17 protein-coding genes, 1 pseudogene and 1 riboswitch are annotated in these 15,743 nt (G+C 28.4%); of the genes and pseudogenes, 5 read left to right on the top strand and 13 right to left on the bottom strand.

The genetic code is table 11. The annotated features are described in order from the left end of the window. Positions 1–20: 20 nt before the first annotated feature. The 4 genes from HMPREF0216_RS14705 to HMPREF0216_RS14720 form a co-directional block, all read right to left on the bottom strand. On the bottom strand, positions 21–680 hold the full coding sequence (locus HMPREF0216_RS14705) for a nitrite/sulfite reductase domain-containing protein (protein WP_005215899.1): 660 nt from the start codon (positions 678–680) through the stop codon (positions 21–23). 1 nt (position 681) lies between these two features. Further along, positions 682–1,494, bottom strand: coding sequence for a sugar-phosphatase (yidA, locus tag HMPREF0216_RS14710; RefSeq protein ID WP_040420189.1), 813 nt, complete (start codon positions 1,492–1,494; stop codon positions 682–684). A gap of 116 nt (positions 1,495–1,610) precedes the next feature. After that, complete coding sequence (locus HMPREF0216_RS14715; RefSeq protein WP_005215903.1) at positions 1,611–1,883, bottom strand: ATP cone domain-containing protein; 273 nt, start codon at positions 1,881–1,883, stop codon at positions 1,611–1,613. Positions 1,884–2,016: 133 nt separating this feature from the next. Next, complete coding sequence (locus tag HMPREF0216_RS14720) at positions 2,017–2,280, bottom strand: ATP cone domain-containing protein (RefSeq protein ID WP_005215909.1); 264 nt, start codon at positions 2,278–2,280, stop codon at positions 2,017–2,019. 218 nt (positions 2,281–2,498) lie between these two features. Here HMPREF0216_RS14720 and HMPREF0216_RS14725 point away from each other — a divergent pair, with 218 nt between their 5' ends. Both HMPREF0216_RS14725 and HMPREF0216_RS14730 read left to right on the top strand, forming a co-directional pair. Continuing rightward, positions 2,499–3,005, top strand: a complete 507-nt coding sequence (locus HMPREF0216_RS14725) for a L,D-transpeptidase (protein ID WP_005215911.1) — start codon at positions 2,499–2,501, stop codon at positions 3,003–3,005. Positions 3,006–3,021: 16 nt separating this feature from the next. Continuing rightward, the gene (locus tag HMPREF0216_RS14730; protein ID WP_005215913.1) at positions 3,022–3,534 is read left to right on the top strand and encodes a L,D-transpeptidase; all 513 of its coding nucleotides are present in this window, start codon (positions 3,022–3,024) and stop codon (positions 3,532–3,534) included. Between the two features lie 99 nt (positions 3,535–3,633). Here the strand turns inward: HMPREF0216_RS14730 and HMPREF0216_RS14735 are convergent, their stop codons facing one another. From HMPREF0216_RS14735 to HMPREF0216_RS14740, 3 genes are all read right to left on the bottom strand, one after another. After that, positions 3,634–4,290, bottom strand: a complete 657-nt coding sequence (locus HMPREF0216_RS14735; RefSeq protein WP_005215914.1) for a peptidylprolyl isomerase — start codon at positions 4,288–4,290, stop codon at positions 3,634–3,636. Positions 4,291–4,440: 150 nt separating this feature from the next. Continuing rightward, on the bottom strand, positions 4,441–4,575 hold the full coding sequence (locus HMPREF0216_RS18000) for a clostri-philic family protein (protein ID WP_267955994.1): 135 nt from the start codon (positions 4,573–4,575) through the stop codon (positions 4,441–4,443). 77 nt (positions 4,576–4,652) lie between these two features. Next, positions 4,653–5,081: a DUF3785 family protein gene (locus HMPREF0216_RS14740; RefSeq protein ID WP_005215916.1), complete on the bottom strand. Its 429-nt coding sequence runs from the start codon at positions 5,079–5,081 to the stop codon at positions 4,653–4,655. 168 nt (positions 5,082–5,249) lie between these two features. Here HMPREF0216_RS14740 and HMPREF0216_RS14745 point away from each other — a divergent pair, with 168 nt between their 5' ends. Beyond that, positions 5,250–5,849: a hypothetical protein gene (locus HMPREF0216_RS14745; RefSeq protein WP_187116569.1), complete on the top strand. Its 600-nt coding sequence runs from the start codon at positions 5,250–5,252 to the stop codon at positions 5,847–5,849. 118 nt (positions 5,850–5,967) lie between these two features. After that, positions 5,968–6,465, top strand: a complete 498-nt coding sequence (locus HMPREF0216_RS14750) for a ferritin-like domain-containing protein (protein WP_005215918.1) — start codon at positions 5,968–5,970, stop codon at positions 6,463–6,465. 197 nt (positions 6,466–6,662) lie between these two features. Here the strand turns inward: HMPREF0216_RS14750 and HMPREF0216_RS14755 are convergent, their stop codons facing one another. Next, positions 6,663–7,964, bottom strand: a complete 1,302-nt coding sequence (locus tag HMPREF0216_RS14755; RefSeq protein ID WP_005215922.1) for a homoserine dehydrogenase — start codon at positions 7,962–7,964, stop codon at positions 6,663–6,665. 263 nt (positions 7,965–8,227) lie between these two features. On the opposite strand from HMPREF0216_RS14755, the gene HMPREF0216_RS14760 reads away from it, so the two are divergent. After that, positions 8,228–9,076: a DegV family protein gene (locus HMPREF0216_RS14760; protein WP_005215925.1), complete on the top strand. Its 849-nt coding sequence runs from the start codon at positions 8,228–8,230 to the stop codon at positions 9,074–9,076. Positions 9,077–9,168: 92 nt separating this feature from the next. Here HMPREF0216_RS14760 and HMPREF0216_RS14765 read toward each other — a convergent pair whose 3' ends face one another. The 5 genes and pseudogenes from HMPREF0216_RS14765 to HMPREF0216_RS14785 form a co-directional block, all read right to left on the bottom strand. Continuing rightward, complete coding sequence (locus tag HMPREF0216_RS14765) at positions 9,169–10,116, bottom strand: ABC transporter permease (protein ID WP_005215929.1); 948 nt, start codon at positions 10,114–10,116, stop codon at positions 9,169–9,171. Then, positions 10,116–11,195 (bottom strand): ABC transporter permease, encoded by a 1,080-nt coding sequence (locus HMPREF0216_RS14770; protein ID WP_005215931.1) that lies wholly within the window; start codon positions 11,193–11,195, stop codon positions 10,116–10,118. The genes HMPREF0216_RS14765 and HMPREF0216_RS14770 overlap by 1 nt, the downstream gene beginning before the upstream one ends. Next, complete coding sequence (locus tag HMPREF0216_RS14775) at positions 11,195–12,715, bottom strand: ABC transporter ATP-binding protein (RefSeq protein ID WP_005215932.1); 1,521 nt, start codon at positions 12,713–12,715, stop codon at positions 11,195–11,197. The genes HMPREF0216_RS14770 and HMPREF0216_RS14775 overlap by 1 nt, the downstream gene beginning before the upstream one ends. A 450-nt stretch (positions 12,716–13,165) precedes the next feature. Continuing rightward, positions 13,166–14,230: pseudogene (locus HMPREF0216_RS14780) on the bottom strand (BMP family lipoprotein). Positions 14,231–14,360: 130 nt separating this feature from the next. Continuing rightward, a riboswitch (purine riboswitch) is annotated at positions 14,361–14,458 on the bottom strand. A gap of 190 nt (positions 14,459–14,648) precedes the next feature. Beyond that, a complete protein-coding gene (locus tag HMPREF0216_RS14785; protein WP_005215937.1) occupies positions 14,649–15,722 on the bottom strand; it encodes a BMP family lipoprotein in 1,074 nt (357 codons plus the stop codon). Positions 15,723–15,743 lie beyond the last annotated feature (21 nt).

Genomic DNA, 15,743 nt, shown 5'->3' on the forward strand with positions numbered 1-15,743 from the left:
GGATGTCTTAAGACATCCTTTTATTTATATAATCTATTAAGCACTTCGCTTTTAAAGCTATCAATTCCTAATCTTTCTATCATAAAGCTTAGTTTTTCACCCAACTCTGCTTTTTCTTTATAATAATCAAAAATAATATCTACAAGCTTTAATGCTTCTTTTTCATTTAAATTAATTGCAATAACATCCGCAATTCTTGGATTATAACCTGCAGAACCACCTGCTACTACCATTAGTCCACTTATATCAGCAATTACTCCAACATCTCTTGCATATATACTACCACAAGCATTTCTACAACCAGCAACACCAATTTTAGTTCTACACGGCATCTCCATTTTATGATACTTTTTTAAAAGTTTCATTCCTATTCCAATAGTATTATACTTGCTTCTCTTACAAAATCCTGCTGGACATATCTCAACATTTTTAACAGAATTAGCAGTTTCAATAGCAGGTTCCATATCAAGTTCTTTCCAAACCTCTGCTAAATTTTCTGCTTTAAGATTAGTAATTAATATTCTTTGTCCTGATGTAATTTTTATAACACCATTATACTTTCTAGCTACCTGTGCTATTTTTTCCAGGCTATCTGGAGAAATAAATCCACCAGGAATATGAGGCGTTATCCCAAAAGTCCTCTTTCCATCTCTAATCTTCTGCAAATTTCCATAGTGCATCCTAAGCTTCTCCTAAAATAAACTTTTCTATTGCTTTTGCAACTCCATCCTCTTCATTTGAGTCAGTTATATAATTTGCGACTTCTTTAACCTCCTCAAATGCATTTGCCATAGCAACACCCATTCCTGCATACTCAATCATAGCAAGATCATTTTCTGCATCACCAAAAGTCATTATTTCTTCTCTCTTAACACCTAAATACTTAGCTAAAAGTTCAACTCCAGTTCCTTTATTTACTTCTTTATTTAAAAACTCTAAGAAATATGGAGTACTTTTTACAACAGTATATTTTTCATAGACCTCTTTAGGTAAATTATCTATTGCCCTTTGAAGAATTTCCGGCTCATCTATCATCATTACTTTAATAATACTATGATTATCTTCAATTTCTGAATAGTCATTTATGCCTATTTGTATGTTATTTAGAGTAGCTTCTACCTCTGTGTATTTACTACTTTTAGGAGTTATTAAGCCTTGAGTTTCTGAGAAAGCATGAATATTTACTCCTAACTCTTTACTAATATTATGTAAGTAGTGTAAATCTGCTCCTGTTAAAGCTATCTTAGAAATAACCTCTCTACTTTTTGTTTTTAGAACTAATCCCCCATTATAACTTAAAACATAATCATCTTCGCTAAGCATATTTAATTCTTCTAAATATCTAGTTACACCATCAATTGGTCTACCTGTTGCAATTACAACATTTACGCCCTTTTCTTTTGCTTTATTTATTGCTATTTTTGTTCTTTCTGAAACAGACTTATCTTCTCTAAGTAATGTTCCATCCATATCTATTGCTACTAACTTATACATAAACTCCTCCACCATTCCTTATATTAAAATTCTGTTTTATTATAACATAAATCAATATAATGTACATGCTGAAAAGACTTATAGAAATGTTATACACAATAGTTTTCTATTATATATTATTCCTTTTTATATCCTATATACGAACTTATAACCTCATCAAAACCATCTCTTTTTAGTATATTTATTATTGCTCCCATTATTTCATAGCTTGATGTATTTTGTTCACTACCTCTTAATTTTTCTAATAACTTTGTAACATCTTCTACTATTATTTTTATATCTGATTCATTTAATAATGAACTTCCACTACTTGAAGCATTTAAAATACTTACCTTTATTTTGCTTTCATCAAAGTTTTGTATTCTACCATTCTTTTTTATAACATTCATATTTTTTCACCTCTAATTTATTATTCTCAAAACCAATTATCTTTACACTATTTTCCCTCTTTAAACAAAAAAATAGTAGTGTTAGTATAACTAATTGACTACTATTTTTAATATATTAAAATCTGTTTTATTTTTAATATCTTAGATATGCATTTGCTATTCTTTTAAATCCATCTTTATATAAACTTTCTATAATTATTGCTTGTACCTCATAACTTGAAGTAATTCCATCCCTTCCCCTTATTTCTGTAACAATTTTTATTACCCTATTAGTTAATATCTTTAAGTCTGATTCATTTATAATAGTATTACTATCTTTAGATGCTCCCCATATACTATTTTTTATTTTCTCAACTTCTAAATCTTGTATTCTTCCATCTTTTTTTATAATCTTCATTTTAATCCTCCCATAATACCATTACAACTTACTATGTAATCATTTTCATATGTATTAATTTTCTACTTACCCCTAATTTCTTTTATACCATATATTATATCAAATTTTTAGTATTACGGTACTATTCTCGAAAATTATTTAAAATAATTATTTATTTTTTTAACACTCATATCCGTTTATTAGTAAAATAATTGTATAAATATTTTTAGGAGTTTTATATGAAGTTACTTTCTGCTATTAAATCTATATTTTCAAAAAGAAAGTATAGATTTTCAAAAAATTCAACCTTAGAAAACGAAACTTATATTATTGAATCAACTAAATTCATAAATACTAATAATTTTTATAGTAAAACTAATTACTTCATATGGATAGATACTGCTAATTTCAAAACTAATATATTCAAAGGTTCTAATAAAAATTGGGTGCTTATCCATAGTTATCTTTGTTCTTTAGGAAAACCTACTGAACCTACTATAAAAGGAACTTTTTATGCTGGCCCTAAGGGATATTCCTTTGGAGAAGCTCGAGGCTTTAGGTGCCTATATTATACTCAAATTAAGGATAACTATTTAATTCATTCTATTCCATATAACTTAGATGGTAGTATTAGAGACCCGCGCCTTGGTATGAGGTTAACAGATGGTTGTGTACGACTTGCTACTGAAAATTCAAAATGGATTTACGATAATGTTCCTTCCGGTACTACAATTTTTATTAATTAAATAGGAGCTACATTTTATGATTTTAAAAAATAAAATTAAGAATATATATTATATCTTAAAGTCAAAAAAAGAATCTATTTCTGTAAAATATAGAGCGCCCTCTAATTATAATGAAAAAGTTTCTAAATTTATTAATAATAAAAACCTATCTAGTTCTACTAAATATTTAATTTATGTTGATACAGAAAATTTTCAGGTTAATATTTTTGTAGGATCTAAAAACAATTGGATTTTAGATAAAAATTATATTTGTTCAATTGGAAAACCATCAACTCCTACTCCAAAAGGCTTTTTTAAAATTGGAGCAAAAGGATATTCCTTTGGAGAAAATCATGGATATATTTGCTATTACTATAGTCAATTTAAGGGAAATTATCTTTTTCATTCAATATTATATAATTTAGATAATACTATACGCGATGGACGACTTGGCTTTAAAATTAGTAACGGCTGTATAAGATTGTCTAAAATAAATGCTAAATGGATTTATGATAATATTCCCTATGGAACTACAGTATATATTGTATAAGTTTTATTTATTCAACCTTATAAAAAGGTAGTGTATCAATTAGTCATATATTGATACACTACCTTTTCTTTTAACTATTTATAGTATATATTATTTCTCTTATAATTTTTCTGGTGATGGATAATCTATGCCTTTAGTATCAACTCTTATTTCTTCAATAACTACATCTTCAACTGGTTTATCTGCACTAGATGTTTTTACTGAATTAATTTCTTCTACAATATCTAATCCATCAATAGTCTTTCCAAATGCAGCATATTGTCCATCTAAATGAGAAGCTGTATCTGCCATTATAAAGAATTGACTTCCTGCTGAATTTGGATCATTAGCTCTAGCCATAGAAATTACACCCTTTGTATGTTTTAAATCATTTCCTTCATAGCCATTACTAGAGAATTCACCTTCTATTGAATATCCTGGTCCACCAGTCCCAGTTCCATTAGGACATCCCCCTTGATTCATAAATCCTTTTATAACTCTATGAAAGATTAATCCATCATAATATCCTGAATTAGCTAATTCTATAAAATTATTTACTGTGTTTGGAGCTATTTCTGGGTATAATTCTAAAGTTATATTTCCGTAATCCTTTACCTTAATAACAGCCACCGGTAATCCTTCTATAGATGTTTCTACATCTGAAGTTATTGATGTTATTCCACCATCACTATTCTTTTTTGAAGTACATCCAACTAAACCTATTGTAAGTGCTGTTAATGATGCTAATATAACTCCAGCCCTTAAAATTTTATTCATATAAACCCTCCCCTTAGTTCTCTTTATACTTTTATCTTTTAGTATAAAAATCTAAATTTTGCTATATTTATTTTAATAATAACAAAAAAGGACCCATACTTCAAGTAGAGTCCTTCATATAGACTTTATAATTAATCCTACAACACACTTTTAAAGTTCTTCACCATCAAAGCTTTTATATTCATTCTTATTTTTATCATTTCCTACATTATCTTGGTTTTGATGAATTCTTTGTCTTCTTTCACCTTTTTGATATTTTTTATCTTTAAATTTATCAGTACTCATTTGCGACACTCCCTTCATCACTATTTTTTGCAACTTTATATATAATAATTCATAAAATCAAATTATCCTTAAATTTACTAAACCTCAAACTCTTCTATTTCTATTGAGTAACTTCCACAATTTCTACATACATTTATTAAAACTATATAGCTACCGTTTATTTTACCTGATCTTTGAAGCCTATTATAAGACATTCCTTCGTATTCTTTATCTAAAGTACTTACAACATATTGATTGTTTTTAGTATATATGTAAAAATTGAATCCTAAAAAATCAAAGAATTTTTTCTTTTCACTTACACCCTCTTTACAAACATCACATGGTAAATCAAAAAATGCCTTTGTAAACTCTACATTATCACTATTATTTAAAATTTCAATTACTTTTTTTTCATCAATATCCTCAATTGGATTAATCTCATCATTTACAAAATAATCAAGTTTTTCTTCATTTAAACAATATTCTTTTCCATCAAAACTAAATTTATTCTCCAGCTTAAAATTCATCCTTTCATTATTGCTAACTTAATAGTTATTGCAATTCTAACATAACAATTTTAATAAATAAAGATATACACTTAAACTTCATATAAATAATATAAAGTATTTGTTAACAATATATAAAATTTAGTGTATAATAGTATCCATGATATAAATATAGAAAGGAGCATTATTTTGGAAAATAAAGAGATTTATATTATTTTATCAAGAACTGGAACAACATTTTCTAACATAATTGCATTATTCACGCAAAAACCTTATTCACATGTTTCTATATCGCTTGATAACTCCTTTACAAAAATGTTCTCTTTCGGTAGAAAAATCCCAGAAAAAGTACTTCCTGCTGGTCTTGTAGAGGAAAATTTATATGATGGTGTATTTGCCATGTTTCCTAAAAGCAGATGCTTAGTTTACAAGGTACCTATAACAGAAAAGCAATTTAATCATATACAAGATGAAATAGATAATTTTTTTGAAAATAAAGATCAATATAAATATAGTATTTTAGGAACTGTAACTGCTTATTTTAATAAGCCTCATAAAAGAGAAAATTATTATTTCTGTTCTCAATTTGTGTCCGAGCTTTTAATTAATAGTGGTGTTTATGTTACGGACAAGCTTCCTGAAGTAATAAAACCTATGGATTTATTAGAAATAGAAAATAAGATTTTTGTTTATGAAGGTTTGATTAATGAAGAGAATTATATTGACAATTACTACGGATTATTTAACTATCAAAAGCTAACTAAAGCTATTGCAAAGTTAATTCCTTAACTTTTAATATGAATTATAATAAAGGAAACTGTAATTACTACAGTTTCCTTTTATTAACCCTTTTATAGTAATTCTCATAAGATATAAATAAGTTATTATTATAAATAAGGAGAAAATAATGTATTCAATAGATTTGCCTTATCCACCAATAAAGGTAAGCAAAAAGGACCCTAAATATATTGATCTAATTCTTTTAAATTATGCTAGTGATATTTCAGAGTTCGATGCTATATCTCAATATATTTATCATGAAATAGCTCTAAAATATAAAAATCCTGATGTATCTGCAACACTAAAAGGAATATCAATAATAGAAATGCATCATTTAGAAATGCTTGGTGAAATAATAGTTTTGCTAGGCGGAAAACCTGGTTATTGGATTAATGACAAAAAGAAAAAATATTGGACTGGAAAATTAGTGAATTATGATATCTCTTCTTTGCAAACAATTTTAACTATTGATATTGAAGATGAAAAAGCTGCAATAAAACAATACAAAGATACTATAACTAAAATAGATGATCCAAACATAAATTCAGTAATTAAAAGAATAATATTAGATGAAGAATTTCATATCCAGCTTTTAACAACACTATATTCTAAATATGTTAAATAGAAACATAAAATTTAAATTATATTTCAATAAACCATATTAGAGAAAAGCTCCTGAATATAATATCAGGAGCTTTTCTCTATTACTTATTTCTCAATATTTTGTAGGATTAGTTGAAAATTAATATTTCTTATATACTTAATCATCATATAATAGAAATATTAACTCATACCTTTGTTAGATTAACTTTAGCTAATACTTTAACTAAAGTCTTCAATTCTTATTATATTTTCTACACTTTTTATTGATCTTAAATCATGCAGTTTGTCTATTGAATCATTTATTAACGCTTCTTTAGTTTTATGTGTAATTAAAACCAATGTAACTTCAAGAGTATCATCATGCTTTCTTCCTTTTTGTATTACAGATTTTAAACTCACTCTATTTGAACCAAAAATTGTTGTTATTTGTCCTAAAACACCTGGCTTATCTTGTACTGTTAATCTGATGTAATATCTACTCTCAACATCATCTATACTTTTTACATTTTTATTCCATAAATTATCTTTAACTACCGGATTCTCATTTTTTGTATCTATATTTTTTCTAAGTATTGAAATAATATCACTTACTACAGCACTTCCTGTTGGCATATCTCCTGCACCTTTTCCATAAAACATAAGATCTCCTACAGCATTACCATTTATAAATATAGCATTGAAAGAATCATATACATTGGCAAGGGGATGTGTTTCTGGTATCATAGTTGGATGAACTCTAAGTTCTAGTTCTCCATTATTCTCTTTTGCAATAGCTAATAATTTAATTGACATATTGAAATCACTTGCATATTTCATATCTATTGGTTTTATTTTTGTAATACCTTCTCTATAAACATCATCCACAGATATTTTTGTACCAAATGATAAAGCTGAAAGTATAGCTAATTTATATTGAGCATCATATCCTTCAATATCTGATGTTGGGTCTGCTTCTGCATAACCTTTTTCTTTAGCTTCTTCTAATACATCATCAAATTCCAGTCCTTCAAGTTCCATTTTACTAAGAATATAATTTGTTGTACCATTAACTATACCATATAACTCATTTATCTTATTTGCAGTTAAATTTTCATTTATACTATTTATTATAGGTATTCCTCCTGCTACACTTGCCTCATATTGGAACATTACTTTCTTTTCATCAGCCTTTTCAAAAACTTCTTTTCCTTCTGTTGCAAGTAACATTTTATTTGCAGTTACTATGTGTTTATTTTTCTCTATTGCTCTCAATATATATTCTTTTGCAGGCTCTATTCCTCCCATTACTTCAACAACTATTTTAATTGAGTCATCATTAATTATATCATCAAAATTAGTTGTTAATATATCATTAGATACTTCTACTCCCCTGTACTTATCCAAGCTTCGAACTAATATTTTAGAAACTTCAATTTCGTATCCTGACCTTTTCATTATCTCTTCTTTATTTTTAATAAGTATATTATATACTCCTCTTCCTACATTACCTAATCCAAGCAATGCAATCTTAACTTTTTTCATTTAATTACCCCCTTTTTATTTTATTCCCCAATATCATTTTTATTAATTATACTATATTTACTTATTCTTCCATATATGTTTTTTGAAAATTACTTTTATAATTTATGAACCTTTTATTTAAATTTTAAAACTATATTGCTCTACATAGTTTTTAAAACTATATCTTGTATTTATAATAATTATATGATAATATTTATATAGATAAATATTAAGTAAATCAAATTATTTTAAATAAAAAGTAAAATAAAAGGAAGGTTTTTAAAATGGAAAAGATAGCTTTAATAACTGATAGCACTTGCGGATTGCCTGTGGAATATATTTACAAATACAATATTCATGTTGTTAGATTAAAAATAATCTATAAAGATAGAGAATATATAGATGGAATTACTATATCTGCAGATGAGGTTTATTCTAAAATTGAAGAAGAGTTACCAACTACTTCTATGCCATCTGTTCAAGATGTTAGTGATTTATACGAAAAACTTATACTTGAAGGATACACACATGCAATCGTAATGCCAATTTCATCTGGATTATCTGGAACAATAAATAGCTTTAGACTTGCTAGCTTAGAATATGAAAATAAAATTACTAGTTTTATTTTTGATACTAAAATATTATCTATGGCTGTAGGTTTATCAGTTATAGAAATAGGAAAACTAATTGAAGAAGGTAAAGATTTTAACTATATTTGCAATATAATTCCCAAATTAAGAGAAAATACATCAATGTATTTTACTGTTGATACTTTAGAATATTTGATTAAAGGTGGTAGAATTGGTAAAGTTACTGGAAGTGTAGGTCAACTTTTAAATTTAAAACCTATAATAACAATGTCTGATGATGGAACCTATACTAATTATTCAAAGGTTCGAGGTTCTAAGAAAGCATTTAATGAACTAGTTAAACTTGCTACAGATATTTTAGATAAAGGTAAAGGTAAGCTTGTAATAATGACTGGTACTATGCATGAAGAAGCTGAAAAACTAAAATCTATTTTATCCACTCATAAAAATGTTACATTTACTCATGTTGGTACAATTACACCAGCCGTAGGAATCCACTCAGGTCCACGTCTTTTAGCTATTGCTATACTAACTGAAATATAGTAACTACATCTTAAATTAATTAATAAAAATAGAGAGCTATATAGTAAATGATTTTTAAACCATTTACTATATAGCTCCTTTTATAGATAAATTTATCTTTTTCCTGCATCAAATATTTCACCAGCAGCCTTTGGTGCTTGTGAAGATTTAGAGAATATGATTAATGCAATTAATGTAACTATATAAGGGAATACCTTTAATACTACTAATGGTATACTTGCTAGCTCTGGAATCACCTGTGCAACATTTGCTAATGTAGATGCAAATCCAAAGAAGAAAGTTGATGCTAATATTCCTAAAGGTCTCCATTGTCCAAATATTAATGCTGCTAACGCAAGGAATCCTAATCCTGCAACATTTCCATTAAATTCACCTGAATATGTTACTAATATTATACATCCACCTAAAGCTGCTAATGCACCTGATATCATAACACCTATATATCTAGTTCTCATTACATTAATACCTGCAGCTTGAGAAGCTTGTGGGTTTTCTCCACATGATCTTAATCTTAATCCAAATGAAGTTTTATATAATAAGAATGCACTTATTATTAATATTGCTAATACTAACCATGTTGTAGCATAAGTCTTTGTAAATAGTAATGGACCTATTACTGGAATATCCTTTAACACTGGAATACTTTTTGGTAAGAAACCTAAAGTTATTCTTATATTACCACTACCAGTAATATTTCTTGCTAAAAATACTGTTAATGCTCCAGCCATCATATTAATAGCTGTACCACTTATAACTTGGTCTGCATTTAAGTTAATACTTGCAAATGCATGTAAAAGTGAGAATAAGGCTCCAACTATTGCAGCAACTAAAAGTCCTATCCATAATGCACTATTAACACCTGCTGCTTGAAGTTTAGATATTGTTAATGCTCCAGCAAAAGAACCTACTATCATAAACCCATCTAAGCCTATATTTACAATACCACTTCTTTCACAATAAAGCGCACCTAAAGCAGTAATTAGCATAGGTACAGTATACGCTATTGCATAAGGAAAAATTTGTACAATTATATCCCACATTATTTTTCCACCGCCCTTTCACCAGATGTTTTTATCTTTTTATCGTCTCTTTTTTTCTTTATACTCTTGATTATTCTATCCATAACTACACTTGTTGCAGCAAAATAAATTATTGTAGCTATTATTGTATCTGCTAATTCTGGTGGTACCTTAACATTAGCATTCATAAATCCTTTACCAACATATAATACACCAAAGAATAATGCTGATAATAATACTCCAAATGGACCATTGTTACCTAGTAAGGCAACAGCTATTCCATCAAACCCTTGAGATGGCATTACACCTATTTGAAGTACTGTAGAGTTACCCATATATTGAACAACACCTGCTAATCCTGCTAACCCACCTGCTATCATCATAGAAATTACTATATTTCTATTTACAGGCATACCTGCATATTCAGCACCAAATCTGTTATATCCAACTGCCTTTAATTCATATCCTAAAACAGTCTTATTTAAAACAAACCATATAACTAACACAGAAAATATAGCTAAAAATATTCCATAGTTTATGTATGATCCACCAAATAAATTTGATAACCAATCTGCCTTTAAACTTGCAGAGTCTGCTAATCTAGCTGATTCTGTTTCAGTAGTTCCCTTTAAATATTTAGGAACCATATAATAAACTATCCAATATGCAGTCCAGTTCATCATGATAGCTGAAACAACTTCATTAACATTAAATAATGCTTTTAAAAGTCCTGGTACAGCAGCCCAAATAGCTCCTGCTAAAATACCACAAACAATCATTAATGGTAATAATATAGGAGATGGTAAGTCAACTAATAACCCTATAGCCGTTACAGTAAATCCTCCGGCTAACATTTGACCTGGAGTTCCTATATTAAATAATCCAGTTTTGTTTGCAAAGGCAAAAGATAATCCAGTAAGAATTAATGGCGTTGCAGTTGCAATTGAATTACCTATTCTTTGAGCATTCATTAATCCGCCTTTAAATAAATAAGTATAACCATCTATTGGATTAAATCCCATTGCTAGCATTAGTAAAAATCCAGCAAGTAATCCTAAAACTACTGCCATAATAGATTTTAATAATTGATTCTTATGCACTAAGCTTCCTCCTTCTTTATGCCGGCCATCATTAAACCAACTTCATTTTCATTTGTTTCATTAGCATTTACTATACCTATTAATTCACCATTATTTACAACAGCTATTCTATCAGATACATTTAAAACCTCATCTAACTCAAGTGATACTAATAAGACAGCTTTTCCTAAATCTCTTTGTTCAACTAATCTTTTATGAATATATTCTATTGATCCAACATCTAAACCTCTAGTTGGTTGTACAGCAATTAAAAAGTCTGGATTAGATTCTATTTCACGTCCAATTACACCTTTTTGTTGGTTACCACCTGATAGTGATCTTGCTATAGATTTTCCACCTTCACCAGATCTAACGTCAAATGTTTCAATTATCTTCTTTGCATATTCTGAAATCTTTGCTCTATTAATTAAACCATTCTTAGAAAACGGCTTATTTCTATAAGCTTTAAGCACCATATTATCTTCCATTGTATAATCAAGAATTAATCCTCTTTTATGTCTATCTTCTGGAATATGTGCCATTCCTTCATCTATTCTTTGACGTATTGAATCTTTATTTATATTTTTTCCTTTAAATATAATGTTTCCTGACTCTATACTTCTCATTCCTGTTAAAGCTTCTACTAATTCTGTTTGTCCATTACCTTCAACACCAGCAATACCAACTATTTCACCTGCTCTGATATCCAATGAAAAATCTTTCAATCCAAGAACTTTTTTATTATTATTAACAGATAAATTTTCTATTTTTACAACTATATCCTTTGGCTTAGCTTCAGTTTTTTCAACTTTAAATGATACTTCTCTTCCAACCATCATTTTAGCCATTTCAGCTTCTGTAGTATCCTTAACATCTACAGTCCCTATGTACTTACCTCTTCTAATAACTGTACATCTATTAGCGGCTTCTTTAATTTCTCTTAACTTATGAGTAATTAAAATAATAGATTTTCCTTCTTTAGTCATGTTTTTCATAATTGAAATTAACTCATCAATTTCACTTGGAGTTAAAACCGCTGTTGGTTCATCAAATATTAAAACATTCGCATTTCTATAAAGCATTTTTAATATTTCTACTCTTTGTTGCATTCCAACAGAAATATCTTCTATTTTGGCGTAAGGATCAACATTTAACCCATACTGTTTAGATAATTCTTCAATTTTCTTTGCGGCTGTTTTGATATCTACAGTTAATCCCTTTCTAGGTTCACAGCCCAAAATTATGTTTTCTGTAACCGTAAAATTATCTACTAATTTAAAATGTTGATGAACCATTCCAATCCCTAAGTCATTTGCTACATTAGGATTAGATATTTTTACTTCTTTACCTCTAACCTTTATAGAACCTCTATCTGGCTTGTACATACCGAATAGCATTCCCATTAGTGTTGATTTACCAGCACCATTTTCACCTAAAAGAGCATGTATCTCTCCTTCTTCAAGTTGTAGTGTAATATTATCATTTGCCACTATTCCTGGAAATTCTTTACGAATATTTAGCATCTCAACTACATATGCCATGGATATCCTCCTTTAATTAAATATTTTATAACATATATTATTAATTTAATTTATGCGGATTATAAGTTAATATACTTAACTTAATAATCTCATAATTACTTCCGAACTTCTTTTTAAGTATAATTTAAATAATTCGCATTTTCAACATTTTTTTCGCTTATTTTTATAAATAATATACTATATTAATTCTATTTGTATATTTTTATCAAAATTTATTTAATTCATATATATTTTCTATTCAATTAGGCATTTTTGTGCATATTTCATCATATTTTCTACTCACATCTTGCTTAGTATTATTTTTAAAAAACACATAAATTTAAACTTAAATTTTAAAAATAATTTATGTTATTTCAAATTAGTGTATACTATTTATATTTTCCATTATACTTTTGATATAAAAAGAGCTATGTAAATCATCTTAACATAGCTCTTTTTTATTATAATTTCTTATAATTCAGTTTTAACTTGTATTTCTCCACTCTTAATAGCATTTAATACTTCATTAACTTTAGCTACTGTATCATCATTTAAGTTTGGATTTTCTGCTGGTATACCAACACCATCATTTTCAGCATTAAATGTTAATATTTTGCCACCTGGGAATTCACCATTTAATTCAGCTTCAATCATTTGATAAGCTGCTTCATCAATCTTCTTAATAGCTGAAGTTAAAATTACAGACTTGTCTCCTTCATATATACCATCAGCATATTGGTCAGAATCAACACCGATAACCCATACCTCTTCACCGTTAACAACTCTTGTCTTAGCTTCTGTTATAACACCAGTACCAACTCCACCAGCTGCTGCGAAGATTGCCTTAACACCATTATCATACATTTGAGCTGCTAATTGTTGTCCTAAAGCTGTATCAGAGAATGAACCTGACTAAAATATATTTTCAGCTTTTAAGCTAACATTTGATCCATAATTTTCATTAGCATAAGCTACACCTTGTTGGAATCCATAGTTAAACTTTTGAACTGCTGGTATTTCCATACCACCGATAAATCCTAATTCTCCAGTTTGTAATTGAACTGCTGCTGCAACACCTGCTGCAAATCCACTTTGTTCTTCAGCAAAGTATATAGCAACTGTATTATCTCCTACATGATAATTATCTTGTCCATCATTTGGCTCACCATCGATTATAACAAATTTAGCATCATTATATTGTTCTTGAGCTTTATATATAGCTGTTTCAAATTTGAAACCTGGTGTTACAATAAATTTATATCCTGCATCATAAAGATTTTGTATTTCTGTTAAATAGTTTGCTTCCGTTTCTCCTGATGGTTGCATATAGTTCTTTTCTATTCCAAGTTCTTTTTCAGCTTTTTGAATTCCTTCCCATGTACCTTGGTTAAATGACTTATCATCAATTGTTCCTGCGTCAGTAACCATACCAACTTTTAATCCTGCTTCTCCTGAACCATTATCACTATTTCCACAACCAACTAATCCTGTTAGCATTAATGCTGAAAGTGCTAATGCAATAACTTTTTTCTTCATAAATAAACTCCTCCTAAATGTTAACTTTTTACATAGCTTTATACTTACCCTTATTGTTATAAAAAAAACGTATTAATTTCTAAAGTGAAATTAATACGTTAAAAACTCTTTTATAATTCGTATAGAGTTAGTATATACTAAGTTCACTCATAGTCGAAAATTTATGGCTTCCGGTAGATACATCCCACCATATTTGGGATTTATATGAGTCGTTTTATTGTTCGTATTTAATTATAATTTATCTTCTTATTTTTGTCAATATAAGTTTTATTTTACATGTTTTTTTATTATTTGTTGTATTTTAAGGATTTATATATTATTTTATCGAAAATAAATCATATTATTAAACTTGTTAGCTATCCATTATTTCAAAAGACTATGTTAATCAAATTAACATAGTCCTATATTTAAATTAATTTTACAATTCACTTTTAACTTCTATTTCTCCACTCTTAATAGCTTCTAATACTTCCTTAACTTTAGCTACTGTATCATCACTTAAGTTTGGATTTTCTTCTGGAATACCTACTGCATCATTTTTAGCATCAAATATTAATGATTGACCACCTGGGAATTCATTATTTAATTCAGCTTCTATCATTTGATAAGATGCTACATTAACTTTCTTAACAGCCGATGTTAAAATTACTGACTTATTTCCTTCATAAATACCATCAGCATATTGATCTGAATCAACACCTATAATCCATGCTTCTTCACCATTAACTGCTCTTGTTTTAGCTTCTGTTATAGCACCCATACCAGTTCCACCAGCTGCAGCAAATATTACTTTAACACCTCTATCATACATTTGAGCTGCTATTTGTTGACCTAGAGCTAAATCAGTAAATGAACCTGAGTAAACTATATTTTCAGCTTTTAAGCTAACATCTGTTCCAAGATTTTCATTTGCATAAGCTACACCTTGTTGGAATCCAAAGTTAAATCTTCTAACTGCTGGCGATTCCATACCACCTATAAATCCGAACTCTCCAGTTTTTAATTCAACTGCTGCTGCAACACCTGCTGCAAATCCACCCTCTTCTTCAGCAAACTGTATTGCAACTGAATTATCTGCTACAACATAGTTTCCATTTTCGTCCATAGGTGCTCCATCAAGTATAACAAATTTTGCATCTTCATACTTTTGTTGCGCCTTGTATATAGCTGTTTCTAGTTTGAACCCTGGTCCTATTATAAATTTATAACCTGAATCATAAAGATTTTGAATTTCTGTTAAATAATCAGCTTCTGTTTCTCCTGAAGGCTTTAAGTAGTTCTTTTCAATCCCAAGATTTTCTTCCGCTTCTACTATCCCTTCCCAAGTACCTTGATTAAATGATTTATCATCAATTGTACCAGAGTCAGTAATCATACCAACCTTTAACGTCGCTTCTCCTGAATTTGATGAATTATTATTGTTGTTTCCACAACCAACTAATCCTGTTAACATTAGTGCTGAAAGTACTAATGTAATAACTTTTTTCTTCATATGTACACTCCTCCTAAATAC

The organism is Clostridium celatum DSM 1785, from assembly GCF_000320405.1.
In the GTDB taxonomy this organism is placed as follows: Bacteria; Bacillota; Clostridia; order Clostridiales; family Clostridiaceae; genus Clostridium; species Clostridium celatum.